Origin of the sequence: Paenibacillus sp. cl130 (assembly GCF_900116035.1) — a bacterium.
Classification (GTDB): Bacteria; Bacillota; Bacilli; order Paenibacillales; family Paenibacillaceae; genus Paenibacillus; species Paenibacillus polymyxa_B.
This window is the reverse complement of record NZ_FOYG01000006.1, coordinates 336215-360322: the sequence shown is the minus strand read 5'-3', so window position 1 is coordinate 360322 and position 24108 is coordinate 336215. Positions and strand designations below refer to the sequence as shown.

At 44.5% G+C, this 24108-nt stretch carries 19 protein-coding genes and 1 pseudogene; 18 read left to right on the top strand and 2 right to left on the bottom strand.

All coding sequences use genetic code 11. The features are described from left to right. Positions 1 to 21: 21 nt before the first annotated feature. Entirely contained in the window at positions 22 to 486 is a 465-nt protein-coding gene (locus BM358_RS18400) for a hypothetical protein (protein WP_028541399.1), read from the bottom strand. A 245-nt stretch (positions 487 to 731) separates the two neighbouring features. Here BM358_RS18400 and BM358_RS18395 point away from each other — a divergent pair, with 245 nt between their 5' ends. The 3 genes from BM358_RS18395 (at position 732) to BM358_RS18385 (ending at position 5129) form a co-directional block, all read left to right on the top strand. Continuing rightward, positions 732 to 1496 (top strand): YwmB family TATA-box binding protein, encoded by a 765-nt coding sequence (locus tag BM358_RS18395; RefSeq protein WP_028541400.1) that lies wholly within the window; start codon positions 732 to 734, stop codon positions 1494 to 1496. 187 nt (positions 1497 to 1683) lie between these two features. Beyond that, positions 1684 to 3240, top strand: a complete 1557-nt coding sequence (zwf, locus tag BM358_RS18390; protein WP_025723630.1) for a glucose-6-phosphate dehydrogenase — start codon at positions 1684 to 1686, stop codon at positions 3238 to 3240. Positions 3241 to 3548: 308 nt separating this feature from the next. Beyond that, positions 3549 to 5129 carry a peptide chain release factor 3 gene (locus BM358_RS18385; protein ID WP_013311888.1) on the top strand — a complete coding sequence of 527 codons (1581 nt, stop codon included), beginning with the start codon at positions 3549 to 3551 and terminating at the stop codon, positions 5127 to 5129. Between the two features lie 151 nt (positions 5130 to 5280). Here BM358_RS18385 and BM358_RS18380 read toward each other — a convergent pair whose 3' ends face one another. Further along, positions 5281 to 5514, bottom strand: coding sequence for a small acid-soluble spore protein SspI (locus BM358_RS18380; RefSeq protein ID WP_016819939.1), 234 nt, complete (start codon positions 5512 to 5514; stop codon positions 5281 to 5283). Between the two features lie 160 nt (positions 5515 to 5674). Here BM358_RS18380 and BM358_RS18375 point away from each other — a divergent pair. The 15 genes and pseudogenes from BM358_RS18375 to BM358_RS18300 form a co-directional block, all read left to right on the top strand. After that, a pseudogene (locus BM358_RS18375) lies at positions 5675 to 6340 on the top strand (TrkA family potassium uptake protein); the annotation flags it as partial. A gap of 82 nt (positions 6341 to 6422) precedes the next feature. Next, positions 6423 to 7211 carry a TrmH family RNA methyltransferase gene (locus BM358_RS18370; RefSeq protein ID WP_028541401.1) on the top strand — a complete coding sequence of 263 codons (789 nt, stop codon included), beginning with the start codon at positions 6423 to 6425 and terminating at the stop codon, positions 7209 to 7211. A gap of 1045 nt (positions 7212 to 8256) precedes the next feature. Next, complete coding sequence (locus tag BM358_RS18360; RefSeq protein ID WP_028541403.1) at positions 8257 to 9696, top strand: 6-phospho-beta-glucosidase; 1440 nt, start codon at positions 8257 to 8259, stop codon at positions 9694 to 9696. A gap of 277 nt (positions 9697 to 9973) precedes the next feature. Continuing rightward, positions 9974 to 10804: a BglG family transcription antiterminator LicT gene (licT, locus tag BM358_RS18355; RefSeq protein ID WP_023990227.1), complete on the top strand. Its 831-nt coding sequence runs from the start codon at positions 9974 to 9976 to the stop codon at positions 10802 to 10804. Between the two features lie 250 nt (positions 10805 to 11054). Then, entirely contained in the window at positions 11055 to 12944 is a 1890-nt protein-coding gene (locus BM358_RS18350) for a beta-glucoside-specific PTS transporter subunit IIABC (protein ID WP_028541404.1), read from the top strand. A gap of 219 nt (positions 12945 to 13163) precedes the next feature. Further along, positions 13164 to 14654, top strand: a complete 1491-nt coding sequence (locus BM358_RS18345; RefSeq protein WP_028541405.1) for an alanine/glycine:cation symporter family protein — start codon at positions 13164 to 13166, stop codon at positions 14652 to 14654. Between the two features lie 185 nt (positions 14655 to 14839). Further along, positions 14840 to 15445: a bifunctional transcriptional activator/DNA repair enzyme AdaA gene (locus BM358_RS18340; RefSeq protein WP_028541406.1), complete on the top strand. Its 606-nt coding sequence runs from the start codon at positions 14840 to 14842 to the stop codon at positions 15443 to 15445. Then, entirely contained in the window at positions 15426 to 15968 is a 543-nt protein-coding gene (locus tag BM358_RS18335) for a methylated-DNA--[protein]-cysteine S-methyltransferase (protein ID WP_028541407.1), read from the top strand. Before BM358_RS18340 ends, BM358_RS18335 begins: the two co-directional genes overlap by 20 nt. Then, on the top strand, positions 15958 to 16773 hold the full coding sequence (locus tag BM358_RS18330; RefSeq protein WP_028541408.1) for an SPL family radical SAM protein: 816 nt from the start codon (positions 15958 to 15960) through the stop codon (positions 16771 to 16773). Before BM358_RS18335 ends, BM358_RS18330 begins: the two co-directional genes overlap by 11 nt. Before the next feature lie 62 nt (positions 16774 to 16835). Beyond that, complete coding sequence (locus tag BM358_RS18325) at positions 16836 to 17453, top strand: DNA-3-methyladenine glycosylase family protein (RefSeq protein WP_028541409.1); 618 nt, start codon at positions 16836 to 16838, stop codon at positions 17451 to 17453. Positions 17454 to 17472: 19 nt separating this feature from the next. Beyond that, complete coding sequence (locus BM358_RS18320; RefSeq protein ID WP_023990220.1) at positions 17473 to 18162, top strand: DNA alkylation repair protein; 690 nt, start codon at positions 17473 to 17475, stop codon at positions 18160 to 18162. Positions 18163 to 18232: 70 nt separating this feature from the next. After that, positions 18233 to 19828: a response regulator transcription factor gene (locus BM358_RS18315; RefSeq protein WP_028541410.1), complete on the top strand. Its 1596-nt coding sequence runs from the start codon at positions 18233 to 18235 to the stop codon at positions 19826 to 19828. 23 nt (positions 19829 to 19851) lie between these two features. Beyond that, on the top strand, positions 19852 to 21708 hold the full coding sequence (locus BM358_RS18310) for a histidine kinase (protein WP_028541411.1): 1857 nt from the start codon (positions 19852 to 19854) through the stop codon (positions 21706 to 21708). Positions 21709 to 21807: 99 nt separating this feature from the next. Then, positions 21808 to 23172, top strand: a complete 1365-nt coding sequence (locus tag BM358_RS18305) for an ABC transporter substrate-binding protein (RefSeq protein ID WP_028541412.1) — start codon at positions 21808 to 21810, stop codon at positions 23170 to 23172. A gap of 32 nt (positions 23173 to 23204) precedes the next feature. Continuing rightward, positions 23205 to 24107: a carbohydrate ABC transporter permease gene (locus tag BM358_RS18300; RefSeq protein WP_028541413.1), complete on the top strand. Its 903-nt coding sequence runs from the start codon at positions 23205 to 23207 to the stop codon at positions 24105 to 24107. Position 24108 lies beyond the last annotated feature (1 nt).

Here is a 24108-nt window from a genome sequence, read left to right as displayed (position 1 = left end):
TTGTGTTCCATAACAAGGTGTTTAGATCAGGAGGAATAAAAAGGCGATTAAAGCCAGATCTAGTGCAAGCCCTGCCCCGTATACATATCCGCCGTACCCACCGCGATAGCCTGGTCTGCCATTTCCATAACTACTATAACCATTTCCAGCAAATCCGCCTGCGTCATAAGGAAAGGATGGACTCAGAGGTGCGTTGGGCGGCTTAATTAAGGCATTTAGTTTGGCAGAGGTACGAGCTTTGTTTTTAGGATTCCTTTTTTTCTTTTTAGAGGAATTCTTTTTTGGGGATTGTTTTCCTTTGTTACTGTAGCTCCCGGCGTAGAGACTGCCAGGAAAGGAGGGTGGATATCCGTTCAACATCAGCTTGCCTTTGCTACACCCACTTAAGATGCCGATGTGTCGTGTACCATCACGCATAACGGCACAGACCAGACGTCCACCATGAGGTGCCACATTGGCTTCATTTACAGGATAAATCGGAAACATGATTTCACCTCTTTTGGTGTAAGATGCATTGTGATCATAGTCTATTCTTACGGTGCCTACGATGTATGGTCGAACACCCAGTAGGCAGATGAATATTTTAGAAGGGCTTTGCCGTAGCTGTGTGTATAAAACCTTTGACAAAGGGAATGCTATTGATAGATTGATAGATTTCAAACCAGCCGAAAAAGAAAGTAACCAGAGCGTAGGTGTGGGAATCGGATGGTTGTGGAGCGGGGGGAACGATAATGTTAAAAGCAGAGCTGATTAAAAAAGGGATTATTGCAATTTTGGTATTAGGAACGGTGCTGGTACTGGCTGGCTGGCGATACGGAACCCTTCAGACAAACCGATATGATTCCCGCGAAGCAGAAACGGCTTTACGTTCATTGTTAATCATCTCGGACCAGGCCCCGGGTACGTTGGATAAGCTGGTTGTGAAGTGGCAAGGCGATTGGATTTCTAACCATGAAGAGCCGGCAGATGTGGCGGCACAGATAGCCGATCAGCTGAATATACCCACAGTAAACAAACTCGTAGAAAATGGACACACGGTTTATCGTTCTGTTCGTCATAGTGAGGATCTAAGAATCCGCTTAAATGTGATGGAACGTCAAACTGGACAATGGTATGTAGTTGTTCAACTGGAGAGTAATAATGCAGGACGTGAGCGGTTGATTCAGCTTCATAAGCTTTGTGCTGAGCAATTAAAATCTATGGGGATTCAAGCGCAGTGGAACACAGCCCTTCAGCGTTCGCTGCATACAAAGGAATCCAAAGATCAACTGTTGAAACTGACAGAGGCGAGCTTAGCAGAGAACATCTCCATGCAGGCCAAAGAAAGATATACGGATGCGACTACTGTGGCTATATCCTATGAAGCTCCAGAGCTGCCGTTAATGATTCAAAGCGGTGAGCATCAGGTCCAGATGCAGATGGCTGTACATGAAGATAGGGAGCAGCAGAATACACGTATAACGCTCGGTTTCCCGCTCATCACGATTGAATACTGACTTATAAGGTAAATTTATGATTCATCGGATAGCTTATCCATGTAGGATATGATAAAATATCATCAAATCTTTAGTTCCATGTTTTTCGAAAATCAAGTATGATCTTGTATAAATATACACAATACTACATGCGGATTTCGGGGATTGTGGATTGCGGAATCTTGACATGGGAAGAATGAGGTACTTCATGGCTGACATACCTGCTAAAGAATCTGTTGTGACGCAAGGCGCAGTTCTGTTTATTTTTGGCGCTACGGGCGATTTGGCTCGTCGCAAGCTTTTTCCTGCTATTTACAGCTTGTACCGCGAAGGCAAGCTTGCTGAAGATTTTGCCGTTATTGGTGTAGCAAGGCGTCCGCGCACAGAGGAAGAATTCCGTAATGACCTGTATGCTTCAATACAGGAGTTTAGTCGCTACAAAGCAGAAAATGATCAAGAATGGCAGGCATTTGCCGAGCATTTTGAATATAAATCGCTGGATATAAACAATGTCGAAGGGTTCCATGAGCTGAGACAGCAGACGGAGTCTATAGAAAGCAAGTTTAACATACCGGGAAATCGGTTGTTTTATTTGGCCTTGGCTCCTGAATTATTCGGAAGCGTGTCGAAGAGCTTGAAAGATGGCGGCATGATGGATGGCAAGGGCTGGAATCGCCTAGTAATTGAGAAGCCATTCGGTTATAACCTCGAATCTGCACAAGAATTGAACGTTGAAATACGAGAAGTATTTGCCGAAGAAGAAATTTATCGGATTGATCACTATCTTGGTAAGGAAATGGTACAGAATATTGAGGTGATCCGCTTCGCGAACGCCTTCTTTGAACCACTGTGGAATAATAAGCATATTGCCAATGTGCAAATTACGCTTAGTGAAACGGTAGGGGTGGAGGAACGCGGAGGTTACTACGATCATTCCGGCGCCTTGCGGGATATGGGACAGAACCATATGTTGCAAATGCTAACGATGATTGCGATGGAACCACCTAGTCGTTTGTTGCCTGAGGATATCCGTGATGAAAAGGTAAAAGTGCTGCGTTCGCTGCGCCCTTTTGAAACGTCTGAGGATGTGAAAACCAATGTGGTACGTGGCCAATACACCGAAGGCAGTTATCGCGGCCAGCAGTTGCCGGGGTATCGCCAAGAAGACAAGGTAGATCCACAGTCGAACACAGAGACTTATTTTGCTTCACGCGTGTTTGTTGATAATTTCCGTTGGGCTGGCGTACCGTTCTATATTCGTACGGGCAAACGTCTCCCTGTAAAAACAACGGAGATTGTTGTGGAATTTAAGAGCATGCCAACGAACGTGTATCTCGGTCAAAAGCATAAGCTAGAACCGAACTTGCTCGTGATTCGGGTCAATCCAATGGAGGGCATTTACATTAAAATCAATGCCAAGAAACCCGGTTCCGAATCAGATATTGAGCCACTGGCTATGGATTTTTGCCAAAGCTGTATGGTGGGTATCAACTCACCAGAGGCTTATGAACGATTGCTGATGGATGCGATTGAGGGTGATTCGACGTACTTCACGCGTTGGGATGAGGTTGCCACGGCATGGGGATTCGTCGATCGAATCGCCAAGGCATGGCAGCAGGCCCCGGATACGCTGGAAACCTATGCTGCAGGCTCATGGGGACCGGAAGGTGCTCACAAGCTATTGGAGCAGGATGGCTTCAAGTGGTGGCCGGTTAGCGGTCAGGATGAAGATAATGTCATCTGGCGAGTAGGCGGCGTTCAGTAATCCCGATTTGTCCTGCATCCCCCTATGTCCTGTTCAGGACGTAAGGGGATGCTTTGCGTTCCGAGTGTGCTATAATAGCTTAGTCTCAGGTTTTCAGTTTGCAACTGATTATAAGTTAAAGGCAGGCTAAAACATGTAAATAGATCGTATTTATAATGAATATGGTAACGGAGTACGCCGAATACTGGAGCTAACGGCAATATAGCTGATAGGGCCGATGAACTTATGAAAATAGGCGTGCGTCATGGCCTTTTTATGAATAGCTTGAGCAGTAATGCAATGGATTTGATCATGAAGGGATATGTGAAATGAGTAAAACAACAGATATACTTCAACAGGAAGTCGACAAACGGCGTACGTTTGCGATTATTTCTCACCCGGATGCGGGTAAAACGACACTGACGGAAAAGCTGCTGCTGTTCGGGGGCGCGATTCGTCTTGCTGGTTCAGTTAAAGCGCGTAAAGCAAGCAAACACGCCACGAGTGACTGGATGGAGATTGAAAAACAGCGGGGGATCTCTGTAACATCCTCAGTAATGCAATTTGATTATAATGGTCACCGCATCAATATTCTGGACACCCCAGGTCACCAGGATTTCAGTGAAGACACGTATCGTACATTAACAGCAGCAGATAGTGCAGTCATGCTGATTGACGTAGCGAAAGGTGTGGAAGCGCAAACGATTAAGCTGTTTCAAGTTTGTGCGAAGCGTGGAATTCCGATTTTCACCTTCATTAACAAACTGGATCGTGAGGGACGCAGTCCTTTTGATTTGATGGAGGAGCTGGAGCAGGTGCTTGGCATCCGTTCGGTGCCTATGAATTGGCCGATTGGTACAGGACGCGAGCTGTGTGGTGTCTATGACCGTGTCAAAAATCAGGTCGAGCTGTTTCAGGGAGATGACCATTCCACGATCAAAGTACAAAAAGTGGAAGATTACAATGATCCAATCATTCGTGAGATGGCGGGCGAATATTTGCATGACCAATTATGCCAAGACTTGGAGTTGCTTGACGTCGCGGGTGATCCTTTTGACATGGAAAAAGTACAGCGTGGAGAATTAACACCTGTATTCTTCGGCAGTGCGATTAATAATTTTGGTGTACAAACATTTTTGGAAAACTTCCTTCAGCTTGCTCCTAAACCGGAGCCGCGCCGTAGTACAGCTGGGGAAATTGAGCCAACAAACGAAAAGTTTACCGGCTATGTATTTAAAATTCAAGCGAACATGAACCCGGCTCACCGTGACCGTATTGCATTTTTGCGTATTGTCTCCGGTAAGTTTCAACGCGGGATGAGTGTTAAGCATGTACGGATGGGCAAGGAGATTAAGCTGTCTCAGCCACAGCAGTTCCTGGCACAGGACCGTGATATTGTCGAGGAGGCTTTTCCTGGCGATATTATAGGATTGTTTGACCCGGGTATTTTCCGTATTGGTGATTCACTCAGCCAAGGTAGCGAGGTTGTGTTTGATGAATTGCCGACCTTTTCGCCTGAGATTTTTGCCAAGGTAACGGTGAAAAATGCCTTGAAGCACAAACAGTATCTGAAGGGTATTGACCAGTTGACCGAGGAAGGTATGATTCAGGTGTTCCGTACGGTAAGCTTTGACGATACGCTATTGGGTGTTGTCGGGCAACTGCAATTTGAAGTATTTGAGTACCGCATGAAGGGTGAATATGGCGTTGATGTACAGCTTCAGCGTATGCCATTCCAATTTGCACGTTGGATTGTGGATGATCAGATTGATCCGAGCAAGTTCCGTATTAACTCTACGCTGGTAAAGGATAAGAAGGGCAATTATGTTGCCTTGTTCGAAAACGAGTATGCTATGCGTACGGCTATGGAGAAAAACCCGACAGCTAAGTTTTTGGAAATGGCTCCATAAGATTGAGTATGCAGAACCGTTAGATCTCAGTCATTTAGTGTATACAACGAATAGTCCACTCGATGTTAATGCGAGTGGACTATTCTCATTTTCGAATACGGGTAAAATAATGAGCACAATTAAATCGGAACAAAAAGTTAAATAGCTAGAGCTAGGTTAAAGGTACGGGTTTGATTTTATCGATTTGTTCATGTGCCAAATGGACGAAATCGTGCTGCTGGTTTGGACTCATATGCTTCCAAGCAATTTCAAGAATGACACCCAATCCAGGCAAAGCGGCCTCCGGTCCGTCCACTGACCCAATAATCATGTCCGTAAGATCAGCTTCTGATTTGCCGTGTACTTTGTGAACAATTGCTTGTCGTAAATCCATTGTAATGGGCATGTGTACCTCCCGTATGTTGTAGTAGTGGTCGAATGTATTATGGCTTGGGCTGTTGTCCAGTATACATGAAGAAGCATTTGGCATAAGTATGTCAAAATTTATGTTTGTAGCATGATATGCTATACTATGACGGACAGTATGGTGATCGGGAGGTAAAGAAGGAATGGCAAAAAAACAGTATGCGGTCATTGGCATGGGCCGTTTTGGTTCCAGTGTTGCCAGTGCGCTGAGTGAGATGGGTTTTGATGTGCTGGCTATTGACTCGGACGAGCAGCGTACACAGGAAATGTCGAATATTGTGACGCATGCGGTATCTGCTGACTCGACGGATGAGGAAGCGCTGCGAGCGCTGGGTATCCGTAATTTTGACGTAATCGTAGTTGCAATTGGCGAAGATATACAGGCCAGTATTCTGACGACATTGATTCTCAAGGACATGGGCGTACCAGCCCTTGTGGTCAAGGCACAAAATGAATTGCACGGGAAAGTGCTGCAAAAAATAGGTGCGGATAAAGTCGTTTATCCTGAACGGGATATGGGGTTACGGGTAGCCCATCATTTGACATCTCCCAACATTTTGGATTATATCGAGCTGTCCAAGGACTACAGTATTTTGGAGATGAGAGCCGCCGATTCCATGATTGGCAAAAACCTGAAGGAGCTAGACATACGTGCACGCTTCGGCTGCAATGTGATGGCGATTCGCAGAAATCAGGAAATGAACATTTCACCTTATGCCGAAGATCGTCTGGAGCCGGGTGATGTACTTGTCATTGTGGGCCACAAGGATGATCTGACCAAGCTGGAGCTGGCATTTGTAGCCTAATGAAGGCTTGATGTTCAAGTATAAGTGAAGTGATACATTATTTATTTTTAAGAAACGGACAAAGAAATGGAAGGTTAAACGAATGGAAATCATTTCACCGAATAATGCGCGTGTAAAAGAGTGGGCGCAACTGCTGGAGAAAAAGCATCGCACACGGCAGCATAAATATATTGTCGAGGGTATTCATCTGGTGCAGGAAGCGCTGCGTTCAGACGCGGCTGTCGAAACCGTCGCCTATGATTTGGACAAGAGCATTCCCGCCGAGCTGAATGGCCTGGATCCAGCCGACCAGCCGGTGGAATGGGTTCCCGTGTCAGCGGCGGTCATTGCAAAATGCACCGATACGAAGACGCCGCAGTCGGTCTTTGCCATCGTGCGTAAGGAGGAGCGCAGCGCATTCCCGGCATTGCTGGAGCAGCCGGATGCACTGGTGATGGTGCTGGACGGGGTGCAGGACCCCGGCAATGTAGGCACCATCATCCGCAGCGCGGACGCTGCTGGAGCCGCAGGCGTAATATTGGGTCATGGCTGCGCCGACCTGTACAATCCCAAAACGATCCGCTCCACGATGGGATCGTTGTTTCACCTGCCAGTGATTGAAGGCAGTCTGGAGGAGCTTTTACCGCAGGCCAAAAGTAAAGGTGCCCGCTTGCTCAGCACCTCACTGGATGCGAGCTTGTCATGCTATACCATAGATTTGCGTGTTTCCACTTGGCTTGTGATCGGAAACGAAGGCCAAGGTATTTCTGCTGCTACCGCGCGCATGGTGGATGAGTCGGTATTCATTCCGATGCAGGGGCAAGCGGAATCACTGAACGCAGCAATGGCTTCTACGGTGCTATTATTTGAGGCGATGAGACAACGAAACTAAGAGAATGAACACGGGGCTGCTGGTGTGGTTTATAACATCAAATGGGACTATTTATATTGTCAATTGAGACTAGGAACATCCACGCCTGCACCTGGCCTTTCTTCCGCCCTATAGTCCCAACCTGATCCAGTCGAGGGGGCTATGGCTTAAATCCAATGTGGCGAATAACGTGTTTTTTTAGAGGTTTTATAAGATTAAGTTCATGCCGGCCGGTTTATGAAACGAATCAATGAACAACCGCTAGAAACAATTGGTCGGCTACTGGTTAGGTTATGATCTTAATTGCGGTTTATATAGTAACAAATAGAAAGGTATTTGATTATGATATTCATTAACAAAAAAACTATTAATAAGCTAACTGAATCGCATAGAGAACCTAACATGCTTATCTGCTATTCAACTCCTCAGAGTCTTTCAGCTTGTACAAGTCGAGCTATATTACTCCTAAATAATGATAGGATTATCATCCTTTTCCTCAATCTATTTTCATCTAAAGTAGTAGAAAAAGTTGAATTTGAAGTAGCTGATTTACAAGAACAAAAATATCATTCTATATATCTGTCTTCTGCAATCTGGTCATTTAACATTAAAGGACAGCATTGGAGGTTCAAGATAATCAAAAAAATTATTCCTCTTGGCTCTATGCAAAGGGATTTTCTAAATTTCTTGCAACAAAATATCTTAAATTAGCGACTTTCCGAAAACATGTGCCCTTCCAGACAAAGACGAACAGCCAGGTATCTTTCGTAAAGTCGTTTATCTGGGGTTTCTTTCATGGTTCTATTCATTACCCAATAGGCGATTGACGTAATGCTGTTGGTTTGTTAATTGCGTGTTATTATATCAAATGAATTTGACAGGTTCCCAAATCTTTGTTAGAGTTTCAATCAAATACGTATAACCTTTTCATGGGATGTTACCGATAGGGCATAACCTGAATTGGCTTGTTTACACTGCAAGTGTATACAGGCTGGTTTGGGTTTTTTTATATCCATCACCCACCCTCTAGGAACCCCTTTATCACACATTTGGAAGGAGAACGTTTATGACCAGCTTTATTTTTCCTAAAGACTTTTTATGGGGCGGTGCTCTTGCTGCCAATCAGGCCGAGGGCGCTTATTTGGAAGACGGTAAAGGATTGAGTCTGGTGGATCTGCTGCCTACCGGAGAGAAGAGAAGAAGCATAATGAAAGGGAATGTTCCCTCGCTGACTCCACTTGAAAGCGAATTCTATCCTTCCCACGAAGCCATTGATTTCTATCACCACTATCGCGAGGATATCGCGCTATTTGCAGAAATGGGATTTAAGGCGCTGCGTGTTTCCATTGCCTGGGCTCGTATTTTTCCAACAGGAGAAGACGCTACTCCAAATGAAGCAGGTTTGCAATTCTACGATGACTTGTTCGACGAGTTGCATAAACATGGCATTCAGCCAGTCGTTACCCTCGCTCATTTTGACGTGCCAGTGGATCTGGTCGAGAAATATGGAAGCTGGCGGAGCCGGAAGCTGGTAGGCCTGTTTGAAACCTATGCTAAAACAGTATTCACCCGCTACAAGGATAAAGTGAAATACTGGATGACATTCAACGAGATTAACATGCTTCTCCATTTGCCGTTTCTCGGCGCCGGTCTTGTTTTTCAAGAAGGTGAAAACGTTAAACAGATTCAGTATCAGGCTGCACATCATCAGCTTGTGGCAAGCGCGCTGGCTGTAAAAGCGTGTCACGAGATTATCCCGGATGCCAAGATTGGTTGTATGCTTGCTGCCGGCAGCTTCTATCCGTATACGTGTAATCCCGAAGATGTGTATCAGGGCATGGAAAAAGACCGCGAGTCCTACTTCTTCATTGATGTACAGTCACGCGGCGAATATCCTGGTTATGCGAAGCGCTTCTTCAAGGATCATGGATTAAACATTGAGATGGAATCAGGCGACGCAGCCATTCTGAAAGATCATACCGTTGACTATATCGGATTCAGCTATTATTCAAGCCGGACGACCAGCACAGACCCGGAAATCGTCAAGAACATGACCAGCGGCAATGTGTTTGGCTCTGTGGCCAATCCATATCTGGACAAGTCCGAATGGGGTTGGACGATCGATCCAAAAGGATTCCGCATCACAGCCAACCAATTGCATGACCGTTACCAAAAGCCTCTGTTCGTAGTGGAAAACGGTTTTGGTGCCAATGATGTGGTTTCGCCTGAAGGAGAAGTTAACGACGATTACCGGATCGACTATCTCAAGCGGCATATTGCCGAAATGGGTGAGGCTCTTCAAGACGGAGTCGAAATTATCGGTTACACAAGTTGGGGACCTATTGACATTGTCAGCGCTTCCTCAGGAGAGATGAAAAAACGCTACGGTTATATTTATGTGGACCGCGACAACGAAGGCAACGGTTCATTGAAACGTATTAAAAAGAAAAGCTTCCACTGGTACAAAAACGTAATTCATTCCGACGGAGAAAATTTGGGCGAATAATCGTACCACAAGAAAATAGGATCGGATGTCCCGGGCCCACGGGAATTTCCGATCTTCGTTTCTTCATTGAAAGCGTTGACAATCGTTCCTCTTCGGGCTATACTTGACGCAATTCCATCATTTTTAGGATTGTTACTGCGTAGCAGGCAAAACCTAAGCCACAAATAAGAAGATGTTACAGTCTTGTTTATTTGGCGTGCTTCGGTTTTTTTTCTGTTTACAATAAAGAGGATGGAGCAAGTGTGGCTCTTGCTGGCATATGGAACGGGGGATCAAGATGAACATAGCAAAGGTCATCAACAACAATGTAATCAGCGTCTACCAGACGGACGGTACCGAACTCGTGGTAATGGGTCGGGGGATTGCTTTTAAGAAAAAGCCTGGAGACAAAGTAGACGAAACCAGAATTCAGAAGGTATTTGCCCTGAAAAACAAGCAGACGTCCGATAACTTTAAAATGTTGTTGCGTGAGGTACCGCTTGATTTGATCGTGATTGTGGAGGAAGTCATTAATGATGCCAAGCATAATCTGAACAGAAAGCTGAACGAAAATATTTATGTTTCGCTGACCGATCATATCAATTTCGCTGTTGAAAGATACCGGGAAGGATTGGAAATCAAAAACGCGTTATTGTGGGAAGTCAAGCAGCTGTATAAAGAAGAATTCGCAATTGGTCTGAAAACGTTGGAGCAAATCAAACAAAGGCTCGGTATTGAACTGCCTGTGGACGAAGCAGCTTATATTGCGATTCACATCGTGAATGCTGAAATGAACGAGGAAGTCATTACGACCATGAGTATCACGAAGTTTATCCAGCAAATTATCAATATTGCAAAATATCACTTTAAGGTCGATTTTGACGAGGACTCTCTGAGCTATTTCCGCTTTATTACGCATCTGAAATTTTTCGCTCAGCGCGTATTTAAGGGAAATCACTACGAAAATAACTATGATCATTTGTATGACATGATTAAGGAAAAGCACAAGGAAGCAGCTGCTTGCACAGAGAAAATTGGTGCTTTTGTGCAAAAAGAATACAACCACGAATTGACTAATGAAGAAAAGCTATATCTGACCGTGCATATTGAACGGGTGGTGAATAGATAAGTCGAACTTTTTCGACTAAAAAGGATCAAAAATATATGATTAAAAGTTTTTGTTGACAAATATGGTAGATTAATTATATTATGATAGTAACAGGAATTTAATAAGTTTTAACTGGGATTGTTACTGGTTATGCAGGCAAAACCTAAGTCATGAAAAATTGCGGGAATAAAGTGCCCACCATTTTTCAAGGCTTAGGTTTTTTGTGTGCCTAAATATGTAAAAAGCCCCTTAGAACATGGAGGTGTCCATCATGAGTAATGAAAAACTGGCTAAGGAAATTGTACACCTGGTAGGTGGCGAAAAAAATGTAATATCGCTCGTTCACTGCGCCACTCGCCTGCGTTTTGTGCTAAAAGATGAGGCAAAAGCAGACAAGGGAAAGCTGGAAAAAACCGATGGAATTATCACGGTAAAGCAAAGCGGTGGTCAGTTCCAGGTTGTAGTCGGCAACAAAGTACCAGAGGTATATAATGCAATCGGCAAAGTATCCAATATTTTGAATGAAACTGGAAAAGAAGATCATTCAGCTAAAGGCAACAAAGGATTTGGCGCCGTAATCGACGTAATTTCCAGCATTTTTGCACCGTTGCTCGGAGTTATGGCGGGGTCCGGTATTCTGAAAGGTCTGCTGCTGATTGCGAGCAACCTCGGCTGGTTGCTACCGAAAGACACTACCTATATGATTTTGTATGCTGCGGCCGACAGTTTGTTTTATTTTCTTCCTCTCTTGTTAGCGGTTACAACGGCACGGAAATTCGGAGGTAATATCTTCGTTGCCCTGACCATTGCCGGAGGGTTGCTTTACCCGACCATTGTCACGCTAAAAACGGAAGGTACACCTACGGACTTTTTCGGTATTCCTATTGTTATGATGAGTTATTCATCTACCGTTATTCCGATCATTTTAGCCGTCATCGTCATGAGTAAGCTGGAAAAATGGTGCAATCGAGTGATCCACGAGAGCGTTAAAAACTTTATTACACCTTTGATTCTACTTGTAATTATGCTTCCTCTGACCCTGATGGTCTTTGGTCCAGTCGGGGTGTATGTGGGCAACGCAATCGCTACCGCACTCGTTGCTGCGTTCAGCTTTAGTCCGTTGCTGGCTGGAGCAATCCTTGGTGCTTGCTGGCAGCTGCTCGTTATTTTTGGTGTTCACTGGGGGCTTATACCTGTATTTATTAATAACATTGCTGTCAACGGCCGGGATGGCATTAAGCCCGCTGCTTCGGCTTCCGTCTTTGCTCAAACCGGCGCAGCGTTCGGTGTTATGCTGAAAACGAAAAATAAAAAGCTGAAAACGCTGGCGGGTTCCGCTACACTTACCGCTTTATTCGGCATCACGGAGCCAGCAGTTTATGGGGTTACGTTGCCACTGAAACGTCCGTTTATTGCAGGTATTATCGGCGGCGCCGCCGGTGGTGCCATTATCGGTCAAGCGGGAACGCAAGCATTTGCCTCTGGCGCACCTGGGTTGCTGACCTTACCAATCTTTTACGGACCTGGAGGACAAGGATTCCCGGGATTGATTTTAGGGATTACGGTTTCATTTCTGGTGTCGGCAATTTTGACCTATATTTTAGGATTTGAGGACCCGGTCGAAGCGGAAGAAACCACCGACAATTCGGCTAATGAATCAACCTCACCAACCGATGTTTCCAATGAAGAGGTACTTAGCCCGATTGAAGGAACTGTGGTAGCTCTAACAGAAGTTCCAGATCCTGCATTTGCTTCAGAGGCTATGGGCAAAGGTATCGCCATCCAACCGACAACGGGCAGAGTCGTGGCCCCTTTCGATGGAACCATCACTGTGGCGTTCAAGAAAAAACATGCGCTTGCGATTGTTTCACCCCATGGCGCAGAGGTTTTGATTCATGTTGGAGTAGATACAGTCAAGCTGGACGGTAAATATTTTACTTCCCATATCAAAGAAGGCGACGAGGTAAAAGCTGGGGATCTACTGCTTGAGTTTGATGTTGAGCAAATCAGGGCAGAGGGTTATCCTACGATTACGCCAGTTATCATTACAAACTCTTCCCAATATGTTGAGATCCTCCCAATCGCTCAAGGAGAGGTAACGGAGCAGTCCCCACTGTTGAAATTGTCTAGTGCTTCAAATGAGAAAGAGGGCATCGCCTGATGTCTTAAGAATAAAGCTCTGATGGTCCACATTCCCGGATCATCAGAGCTTTTTTGTCGTCATTTTATGTAGCCGGTAAGCTCACTTGTAATTGACAATATGTCAATTAAATTAACTTGTATGGGGGTAAAAACTAATCTATAATTTTTTGTAATTATGCAAATTTTCTGAAAACATAGACTAGAAAATCAATTGATTGATCAGGGGGAAATACAAGGAATGTTAGAGCAGTGGGCAGAGGCAGTAAACGGCGTCATTTGGAGCAATCCTGTGGTATATGTCTGTTTGGGCGTGGGACTATTATTTTCGATCATGACTCGATTCCTACAAATCAGGCATTTCAGAGAGATGATCCGTCTAGTATTTAAAGGGAAAAGTTCAGAGGCAGGTGTATCCTCTTTTCAGGCCTTTACGATGGCGCTATCGGGGCGTGTAGGGACGGGAAATATTGCTGGGATTGCATTGGCAGTCGGTATGGGTGGACCCGGGGCGATATTTTGGATGTGGGTCATGGCTTTTATCGGATCGGCTACTGCGTTTGTTGAATCCACACTGGCTCAGGTATATAAGGTAAAGCGCGATGGTCAGTACCGAGGCGGCCCGGCCTTTTATATTGAAAAAGGGACAGGCTTTAAATGGTTTGCCGTCATTTTTGCGGTTGCTGCGTTGGTCGCGATGTGTTTACTGATGCCGGGAACTCAATCGAACTCTATTGCCGTAGCTTTTCATAGCTCGTTTGGCATGGATATGAAGGTTTCCGGGATAGTAGTAGTCGTGTTGCTGGCGCTTATCATTTTTGGAGGTGTAAAAAGGATTGCCAATGTGGCTCAGGTTGTCATACCGTTTATGGCACTTGGCTACATCCTTGTCTCTTTTTATATTATGATGACGAATATTACTGCGCTTCCCGATGTATTTTCGCTGATTTTTCGCAGTGCCTTTGGCGTGGATTCTGTGTTCGGCGGTATGGCAGGGACGGCGATTGCCTGGGGCGTAAAACGGGGCATTTACTCCAACGAAGCCGGACAAGGCTCAGGTGCGCATCCGGCAGCAGCCGCGGAAGTGTCTCATCCCGCAAAACAGGGGCTAGTTCAGGCATTTTCCGTGTATGTGGATACCTTTTTAGTCTGTACGTCTACGGCTTTTATGGTCTTATTCACAGGTATGTACAACGTGAAGGGACCTGGTGGCGATTTTATTGTACAGCATCTCCCGGGTGTTGAAGAGGGAACCCAATATACACAGGCTGCTATTGAATCGGTATTTCCCGGTTTTGGATCGAGTCTGCTGTCCATTACCTTGTTCTTTTTCGCATTTACGACCATTATCGCGTATTATTACATCGCAGAAACAAATATGGCCTACCTGGTTGCCGACCGTAAAGCCAAATGGCCTATGTTCGTCCTAAAGCTTGTTATTCTGGGTTCGACGTTCTATGGAACGGTCGTCAAGGAATCGGCTCTGGCGTGGACACTGGGGGATATGGGTGTCGGCATTATGCTTTGGGTGAACCTGATTGCTATGATTCTGTTGGCCAAGCCTGCTCTTCTTGTGCTTAAGGATTACGAACAGCAGCGGAGGCAAGGGCTGGACCCGGTGTTTGACCCGGAGAAGGCAGGTATTTCAAATGCCGAGTATTGGTCAAAGGAATATCAGCCTCCTTCAGATGAGTTGACGATTACCGCCAAACCGAGCAAGCTGCAAGCCTAAATAAGATAGATAAGTAAGATCAAAGGTGGCTCCGCGGGGAGTCATCTTTTTTTCGTTATCTTGCCTTTACATTCCAAGAGGGGTACATATGTTCACTATTTAGTCTATAATTTAGACAGACGGATTTAGAAAAATTCTGCCATAGATATGTGGGGAGGCCACATTGCACAAGAGAGGTGATTTGAATGAGCACATCCGATTTATCCATAACTGACGACAAGTGGAGAGCTATTGTAGAAAACGACAAGTCATATGATGGGGTATTTTTGTACGCTGTGAAGACAACGGGAATATTTTGTCGCCCCTCCTGCAAATCCAGACCTCCCAAAAGAGAGAACATCCGTATTTTTAAAACAGCAGAGCAGGCATTGGCCCAGCATTTTCGTCCATGCAAAAGATGTAAACCGACAGGACAACGATTGCCTGATCATGAATGGATCGCACTGGTTACAGAATACGTGAATTCTAACTATATGAAGGACTTAACATTGCACATCCTGGCTGAGATAAGTCATGGAAGTCCGTATCATTTACATCGTACCTTCAAGCGGATCATGCATCTAACGCCAATGGAATATATACAGCAGACCAGGTTGGAACAAGCGAAAAAGCTACTCATTTGCTCAGATATATCTGTTGCGGAAGTGGGGGAGAACGTAGGTCTGTGCAATGCACCTTACTTTATTACGTTATTTAAAAAGAATACAGGCTACACCCCATTGCAATATCGCCAACTCAAATTGAATGCAACACAAAATGGAGGTACACAGCATGGCACAGCAAATAAATAAAACGATCTATTGGTCATTGTTGACACATGAGGATTGGAATTTATATATTGCAGCTACATCGGAAGGACTATGTTATGTAGGTTCGCCCAATCAACCTGTAGAGGAATTGTTTTCATGGGCGGGAAGGCGATTTCCCGGCAGTCCTTTAGTTGAAGAGGATGCTGCTTTACAGCCCTATGCCAAGGAGCTGATTGAATATCTCCAAGGGGAGCGGACCCAATTTACATTGCCCTTTGACTTTCATGGGACTGCGTTCCAGATGGCGGTTTGGAATGCGTTGTGTGATATTCCGTATGGGGAAACAGTATCCTATTCAGACATTGCCAACGCTATTCAAAAGCCAGCCTCTGTTCGTGCGGTGGGGGCTGCCATCGGTGCTAATCCGATTTTGGTCACCGTCCCTTGTCATCGGGTTATTGGTAAAAATGGAGCTATGACCGGATATCGGGGTGGGTTGGACATGAAGGTGAAGCTTTTGCAGCTCGAAAAGGAAAGTGTGGCATCGGTTCAGTATGAAAAATGAGTATTACAAATCCCCCAAGACTCTTTTGAATAAAGGGACTGGCTTCTTGTCAGGGTATACACATTCGTTGAACCCGTATACAGGTTGTACCTTTGGTTGCTCGTATTGCTATGTACGCCAATTGCCAGTCTCTACATTTCGGAAGGAAGCGTGGGGAACATGGGTTGATATAAAAAATCAGGCGGCAGATATTCTTCGCAAGGAGCTTCGCAGAGCCAAATCGAAAGGTAAAGTCACGATTTTTATGTCATCAAGCACAGATCCTTATCAGCCTGCCGAGTACAAGGAAGAGGTGACCCGGTCTCTGCTGGAGGTGATGGTGGAGGATCCACCTGATTTTCTCTTTTTACAGACGCGCAGTCCACTGGTACGGCGGGATACCGATTTACTGCTCCGATTGGGGGATCGTGTTCGTGTGAGTATGACTGTAGAAACAGATCGAGAAGATATACACAAACATTTTACCCCGGAGGCTCCTCCCATCCAGGCTCGTCTCCAAACGCTGCATCTTTTAAGGGAGGCAGGTGTACCGACGCAAGCTACGATTGCTCCGATGCTTCCAAGCAGTGAACATTTTGCAGATAAGCTGTTGCCTCTGGTCAACCGTGTCTGTATTGATGATTATTTTATGGGAGACGGCAGTGGGGGAAGACGAACGCGTAGCTTAAAAATTGGTGCGTTGTACGAGTCATTGGGGCTGGAAGAATGGTATCATCCTGCTGCCTATAAGGCGGTTTATGAACGTTTTCTCCATGTTTTCCCGAAAGAGCAGCTCTATGTGAGCAAAGAAGGATTCGAACCTTGATGTAAAAGCAGTCCATGCCATTGAATCATGAGTGAACATATAAGGGGGCAGCGGGAGAACGAATGCAAACCGTAATGACCAAAAACTTTGATTATGGAGAAAAGGAAATCAATTATCTAAAAAACGTAGACACCGTACTTGGTGCAGCGATGACGCAAATGGGCAAGGTAGAACGGATCATCATTCCCGACCTGTTCGCGGCGCTCGTTCATGCGATTGTGGGACAGCTTATATCGGCCAAGGCGGTTCAAACCATATGGGCAAGGATGCAGGAGAAGTTAGGGGTGATTACTCCACAAAATATAGCCGTTCAGACGGCTTTAGAAATTCAAAGCTGTGGCATCACCATGAAAAAGGCCACATGTATTCTAAATATAGCCCAAACGATCGAGCAGGGCCTGTTGGATTTACAGGAATTATATGAGCTTTCCGATGCACAGGTGATCCAGAAATTGTCCTCGCTGCAAGGGATAGGACCTTGGACGGCTGAAATGATGCTGATTAATTGTATGGAGCGTCCAGATGTCGTCAGTTGGGGCGATATGGCTATTCGACGGGGAATGATGAAGTTGTACCATCTAGATACATTGACCAAGCAGCAATTTGAGGAGTACCGCCGAGTTTATTCGCCTTATGGTTCGGTGGCCTCTATTTATTTGTGGAGTATTTCATTTCGTTAAGAATCAGGGAGTGGAAACGATGGAGAAAACAATCAGAGAACAGATACTGTCATACGTGGATGCGGATTTTCAGAAATTTACGGCTGCATTGCTTCCGACGATTAATAATGTGCTGGGTGTACGTCTGCCAGTGCTGCGTAAGCTAGCTCAAAATATTGCCAAAGGAGATTGGCGTCTCTACCTGGAGACCGCTGAAAGTGAACACTTCGAAGAAGTAATGCTGCAAGGTATGGTGATTGGTTCTGTAAAAACAGATATAGAGGAAGTTTTGAGTTATACCGCCAAGTTTGTTCCTAAAATTGATAATTGGTCCGTATGTGACAGCTTCTGTGCCGGATTGAAAATCACGAAACATCATAAAGAACGGGTATGGGAGTTTATTCAGCCCTATCTATTCTCCAAGAAAGAATATGAAATTCGGTTTGGTGTGGTTATGCTTCTAAATTTTTATATTGAGGAACAGTATATGAACCGGGTATTTACTTTACTGGATCAGACCCATCGTGAGGATTATTATGTACAAATGGCAGTAGCATGGGCGATATCGATCTGTTATATCAAGCTGCCCGAGGTAACAATGGCGTATTTAAGTCATAATACATTGGATGATTTTACCTTCAACAAAGCACTGCAAAAAATCACGGAATCATATCGGGTGGATCAGGCAACGAAAACGACTATCCGCGGTATGAAGCGAAAAAGAAAATAGGATCGGCTCCCACCTGTAAGTGTTATACTGAAAAAAAATGCGTGTATGAAAACGAACAGGAGGGGAGTCAGTGAATTCGATCCCGCTGGGAGTACTTGTTGTGGATGATGAAACTAGACAGCGTCGAGGTTTGGCTGCCATGGTCAGGGATCTACGTCCCGAATACGAGGTATGGGAAGCCAAGAACGGGAAAGATGCTCTGACCATTTCGTTATCCAAACCGATCCAAATCGTTTTTACAGATATTCAAATGCCGATCATGAATGGACTTGAATATCTTCAACAATTGAGAACATCTGGTCAGCATGAGACCAAAGTTATTTTAGTGACAGTCTACCAGGAATTTAGCTATGCACAGCAGGCGGTGAGGTACGGGGCGAATGATTATTTGGTGAAACCGGTGCAATCGCAGCAGCTCATTGAAGTGATTCAACATATGGAGAAGATCATTGTAGAGGAGCAGGAAGCACTGATTGGGAATCAAACAGCGTTGAATCAGATCGAGCAGAGTATGCCTGCATTTGTGGAGCATTTGTTTAGCAAATGCGTGACAGACAAATTACAGCCTAATGAGAAAATCCTATTAAAGAGTCACTTTGGATGGCGTGGGGTAGGAGAAGTTCTCGCGTTGGGAGCATCGGCGGCCCACCCGGAGGATATACATATGTGGGATTCTCAGCTCCGTAATACGGTTGTTGAAATATTGCGACCTTGGGCGTCTTCTGTCGTGTTTCCACTCGAATCCCGTAAAGACCATGTGGTTGCAGTAGTGAATTGGAAGGATAGGGCTGAAAGCAAGGAGGCCAAAAGCGCCCTTCAAGCTGGACTGAAAAAGTTGGAGCAACAGCAAGCGATTTCAATCTGGTTTGCTTGGGGTCAGCCTTTTGATTTTGATGAAATGCAAATAAACCAATCTCACGAAAAGGCCGTTGGCCTGATCTCCATGCGTTTTTATACACCTCACATCAGATGTTTGAACCTTGTCGTTTCAGATGATGAGCAGCCAGTACAGGAAATGAGCGCACACGAACAAAGGGCCTTTTTTAAATTCATTGAAAGCGCTATCTCTAATGGAGAGCCCGATCAGCTATTGGGTCAGGTGAAAAATTTCATTGGACAAGTGACACAAGGGTATCCTGCACCTGAAGCGCTTAAAGCTAAATTGGTACACCTTCTGTTGGTTAGTTTACAACGGTTAAATATAGGGTGGAGTGAGGAAGTCTACTCACGTTTCTCGGAACGTTTGAACAAAGCTGTCGAAGGGGCAACCTATCTTCGGAATCTTGAGGATGGTGTTGCAACATGGTTAAAAGAGCTGATTCTTGAGCTTCATAGCGGCTCCAAAGGCGAACCCATTATGAACAAGTGCAAGGAATTTCTAGATGCACATCTACATGAAGACCTAAGTCTGGAGATCGTGGCCCGGCGCTTCCACTATAATGCGTCCTATTTTAGCATTCTGTTCAAAAATTATTTTGGGCTCTCGTTCACGGAATATATGGTGAAGCTCAGAATGCAAAAGGCTCAGCACTTACTGCTGCATACAGACGCCAAGGTCGCAGAAATTAGTAGACAGGTTGGTTATAAAGATATCAAATACTTTTTTAAAGTGTTCAAAAAAAACGTAATGCACACGCCGGAAGAATTTCGTAGGAAATTCAACTGATTGTTAGGTGAAAGGAAGATACGATGCGCCAAGTTAAATATATGTATCAAAAATTTTTGGACAGTAGCTTTCGTACGAAATTGATGCTGTCCTATTTTTTGTTGTCTGGTTTTATCGTTTTGATCCTAGGTTTCGTTTACTTTGAAACGAGCGCACGGAATATTACTACAAATGTAACAGATAGCGTTACAAGCGTTCTGCGTAGTAATAACCAGCTGCTGGATAACAAGCTGACAGCTATTCAAAAAACCGTAGATATGATTCCGATCGACCATGATCTTCTTCAGACCATTATGAACGTGGATACTACGGATTCTTCATCGCTGTTACGAGCTGATCGCAGCATTACAAAAATTTTGTACAGATACTTTGGCAATATGGAGGAAGTGTATGCTTCCCAAATTATGACTCAAAATTATGCATATGGAAGCACTGATCGGATGTATATTCCCGTTAAGCCGTTCTATTCTTCTCCGTTGGCAACAACGGCGGTGGAAGCAGAAGGGGCTACCCAATGGATTCCCGCTTATTCGTATGCCGATACATTCCATCAGCAGGATTTAAAACGAGGCTCCTATGAGTTTAGTTCTTTATTTGCTGTGGTAAAGCAGCTCCATTTGACTGCATTAGATGATGCAGGAACCTTTCATACGCTTCCGGAGGGAAAGGAAAAACCTATACTTATATTGAATTTTCGTCCTGACTTGTTAAAAGGGGGCTTTGAAGATTATGCAGCCCGCAGCGGATTTGCACATCTATCCTATGGCATGATTCATGATAAAAACGGGATGGTCATGAGTTCGGATAGACAGCAACAAGTGGGGGAGCCCGTGGCGGATTGGCTTAAGGATGCCATTACTTCGGAACAAGGGATGAAAATGGTAAATGTTAAAGGTCAAAGCATATTACTGGTTTACGAAGCGATGAAGACGACGGGCTGGGTATCTTATATAGCCATTCCCATGGAAGATGTATTGGGACATCTATCAACGATTCGCACCTACACGGTGTTTTTTTTAGGCTTTATGATGCTCGTCGCTGTTATTCTTGCTTATTTACTGTCTGTTTACATCAGTAAGCCCATCACAGATATGAAACAGGCGATGAAAGTAATGGAGAAAGGGCATTTTGATATTCGAATTCCTGTGCGTGGCTATGATGAATTGGGAGACCTGGTGATTCGGTTTAATCAAATGAATGAAAAAATTAAAGATTTAATCGAGGAAAATTACAAGTCACGTCTACGAGCCAAAGAGTCGGAGTTAATGGCACTTAATTTACAGCTGAATCCCCATTTTTTGTATAACACTTTAACGACCATGTATTGGATCGCCTTAGAACATAAACAGCAGGAACTAGGCCAATTGATCATTAGTCTGGCGGAAATGCTGCAAATTACTACTCGAAATAAAAACGATACATGGAGTTTGGAAACCGATCTGAATTGGCTGGAAAAATACATCTATATTATGCAGAATCGCTTTGAGGACAAGTTCACGGTGGAATATGATATTGATCCCATTTTGCTTCAGGTGGAGGTTCCCAAACTTTTCTTGCAGCCTTTTGTGGAGAATTCAATTATTCACGGCTTCGCCGAAATGGAATCAGGGGGTCTGATTAGGATCACAGCCTGGATCGAGAAGCAATTGGTGTGTTTTAAAGTGGAGGATAATGGATTAGGAATTCAAGAAGAACATATACGCCGAATTCAAGCTGGAGAAATCAGATCAACGGGCATTAAAAATGTAGACAGAAGAGTACGGCTATTATATGGAATGGATTATGGCGTTACGCTCCACTCGCCAGCAGGTAAAGGGACATTCGTCCTGATTCGCATCGGAGAAATTCATAGATCTAATCAAATGACACCAATCCAATGAGAGTACGACTTTTAAAAATGTAAGCGTTTGCTAAAATGAGTTTAGTGACGAAGCAACAAACGAAAAGATAAAAAAATAAACGGTTTGGGGGCGTTACTCTTGTTAAAACGAAAATTATGGATCGTCTGCATGTGCTTGATCGTTGGGCTTATGTCAGCCTGTAGTTCAAATGAGAGCAGCAGCAAACCAGTTGATTTGCAGGGTCACGAGCAAGTGACACTGACCTATGCCAGTTGGGGTAGCACCAATGAAAAGAAGGTTCAGCAGGAAATCGCTAAAAAATTTACAGAGAAATATCCGTGGATCAAAATTAACTATATGCATATCCCCGGGGATTACGTAACCAAATTAACGACGATGTTTGCCGCCAATCAGGCACCCGATGTATTTCCCATTTATAAAGCACAGGCTCTGCAATGGGCTGAACAAGGCAAACTATATAATTTAAATGAATTTTTGAAGGAGGATAAGGAGCTAACGAAGGAAAGTCTTATTCCTAATTCAGTCATCTATTGGGATAAGGACAAAGTGGCTGGGATCAAGGTAACTGAGGAAGCTTTCGCGCTTTATTACAATAAAGATTTGTTTGATGAGGCTGGTGTTGCTTTGCCGCCAGTAAAGGCTGAGGAGGCTTGGACATGGGAGCAGTTTTTAGAGACAGCACAAAAGCTGACCATTGATAAAGCGGGAAATAATGCGCTCAGTCCCAATTTCGATGCAAGTAACATTAAACAGTATGGAGTTCGGTTTGATACATGGATGTGGCATTTGCTTGTGCCTTCCAATAACGCAAGTGTCATTTCAGACAAAGGGGACTCGCTTAATCTTGAGAGCCCTGATGTGATTGAAGCTGTTCAGAAAATGGCTGATCTGATCAACGTTTATCATGTGGCACCGTCGCCAACGCAGTCCAAAAATATACCTTCCCCGGCCGTAGCACTACAAAGTAAGCGTGTAGCGATGGATCTGGATGGACAGTGGGTTCAATTGGATCTTGGAGAATCGAAGGTGAATTTTGGTGTAGGCGTGTTACCCAAGCTGAAGAGCAGCAAAACGATCCTGTTTGGCGAACCGGAAGTGATTTCTGCCAAAACCAAACATCCTAAAGAAGCATGGATGTTTTATAAATTCTTGCTGGATGCTGAAAGCGGACTTGACATGCATTCCAGCGGATTGTGGATGCCTGTCATGAAAAAGTGGTACACCGAACCAGACTTGATTAGCAAATGGGCCGATGTCAAACCAGGTCATGCCGATGGTTACCGTGATGCTGTCATGAACCAAACGCTGCATAACGGTGTCAATTCTTACGACTATTATCTGAAAAACTCGGAAAAAATCAATGCTATCATTAACCCGGCGCTGGATCAGGTATGGCTGGGCAAGAAAACGGTGGAGCAAGCATTCAAGGAGGTTTCCGTAAAGGCTAACGCGGAATTTAAAGGGACGTATCCAAAAGAATAGGGTGAGTGTTTTGACAGAAAGAGAGGGATAGAATGCAATCATTATCTTCTATTCGTAAGAAGGAAAATTGGTTGGGGTGGCTTTTTGCCGCCCCTGCTATTCTCGGCTTTGTCATTTTTGTTCTGGGACCGATGATCGCTAGTCTCTGGTTCAGTCTTACCGATTACAAGGTTGCTTCACAGGCCCATTTTATCGGTCTGGATAATTACGTCCACTTATTTGACGGTACGGATCAATTTTTTTATAAATCACTCGGGGTTACGTTTTATTATGTGTTTCTGAGTGTGCCCTTGCAAATTATTGTAGCTTTCTTTTTGGCAATATTACTTAATCAAAAGGTAAAAGGTCTGGCTTTTTTCAGGACTGTTTTCTATCTCCCTACCATTGTGCCACTCATAGCATCGTCTATGATCTGGATGTGGCTGTTTGATCCGGATCTTGGCTTGCTAAATGTGGTGCTGCGTGCGCTGCATTTGCCTGAAAGTCAGTGGATCTATAGCGAAGGGTCGGTAGTTCCTACTCTGGTTTTAATGAGTTTGTGGACCGTTGGAGGAACCATGATTATTTTTCTGGCAGGCTTGCAAGATATCCCTAGACATTATTATGAAGCCATTGAAATTGACGGTGGAAACGCTCTTCATAAGCTTTTGTATATTACAATTCCATTGACATCGCCCACTATTTTTTTTAATACGATTATGGGCTTCATCGGTGGGTTTCAAGTGTTTGTTCAACCTTACGTCATGACTCAGGGTGGACCCAATAACTCCAGCTTGTTTTATACCTTTTATTTGTTCCGCGAGGCATTTACTTTTTCGAATATGGGTTATGCCTGTGCTATTGCTTGGGTGCTCTTTATTGTCGTTTTGGTATTCACTGCCTTTCTGTTCAAGACGGCCCGAAAATGGGTGTATTACGAAGGCGGGGGGGCATGAA

Excerpts from the sequence above, each read along its gene's own strand:
- BM358_RS18320 (WP_023990220.1), top strand. The coding sequence starts at position 17,473 with ATGGAGAAAACAATCAGAGAACAGATACTGTCATACGTGGATGCGGAT.
- BM358_RS18310 (WP_028541411.1), top strand. The coding sequence starts at position 19,852 with ATGCGCCAAGTTAAATATATGTATCAAAAATTTTTGGACAGTAGCTTT.
- BM358_RS18345 (WP_028541405.1), top strand. The coding sequence starts at position 13,164 with ATGTTAGAGCAGTGGGCAGAGGCAGTAAACGGCGTCATTTGGAGCAAT.
- BM358_RS18330 (WP_028541408.1), top strand. The coding sequence starts at position 15,958 with ATGAAAAATGAGTATTACAAATCCCCCAAGACTCTTTTGAATAAAGGG.
- BM358_RS18340 (WP_028541406.1), top strand. The coding sequence starts at position 14,840 with ATGAGCACATCCGATTTATCCATAACTGACGACAAGTGGAGAGCTATT.
- BM358_RS18395 (WP_028541400.1), top strand. The coding sequence starts at position 732 with ATGTTAAAAGCAGAGCTGATTAAAAAAGGGATTATTGCAATTTTGGTA.
- BM358_RS18325 (WP_028541409.1), top strand. The coding sequence starts at position 16,836 with ATGCAAACCGTAATGACCAAAAACTTTGATTATGGAGAAAAGGAAATC.
- licT (WP_023990227.1), top strand. The coding sequence starts at position 9,974 with ATGAACATAGCAAAGGTCATCAACAACAATGTAATCAGCGTCTACCAG.
- BM358_RS18400 (WP_028541399.1), bottom strand. The coding sequence starts at position 486 with ATGTTTCCGATTTATCCTGTAAATGAAGCCAATGTGGCACCTCATGGT.
- BM358_RS18300 (WP_028541413.1), top strand. The coding sequence starts at position 23,205 with ATGCAATCATTATCTTCTATTCGTAAGAAGGAAAATTGGTTGGGGTGG.
- BM358_RS18335 (WP_028541407.1), top strand. The coding sequence starts at position 15,426 with ATGGCACAGCAAATAAATAAAACGATCTATTGGTCATTGTTGACACAT.
- BM358_RS18370 (WP_028541401.1), top strand. The coding sequence starts at position 6,423 with ATGGAAATCATTTCACCGAATAATGCGCGTGTAAAAGAGTGGGCGCAA.
- BM358_RS18380 (WP_016819939.1), bottom strand. The coding sequence starts at position 5,514 with ATGCCCATTACAATGGATTTACGACAAGCAATTGTTCACAAAGTACAC.
- zwf (WP_025723630.1), top strand. The coding sequence starts at position 1,684 with ATGGCTGACATACCTGCTAAAGAATCTGTTGTGACGCAAGGCGCAGTT.
- BM358_RS18350 (WP_028541404.1), top strand. The coding sequence starts at position 11,055 with ATGAGTAATGAAAAACTGGCTAAGGAAATTGTACACCTGGTAGGTGGC.
- BM358_RS18360 (WP_028541403.1), top strand. The coding sequence starts at position 8,257 with ATGACCAGCTTTATTTTTCCTAAAGACTTTTTATGGGGCGGTGCTCTT.
- BM358_RS18385 (WP_013311888.1), top strand. The coding sequence starts at position 3,549 with ATGAGTAAAACAACAGATATACTTCAACAGGAAGTCGACAAACGGCGT.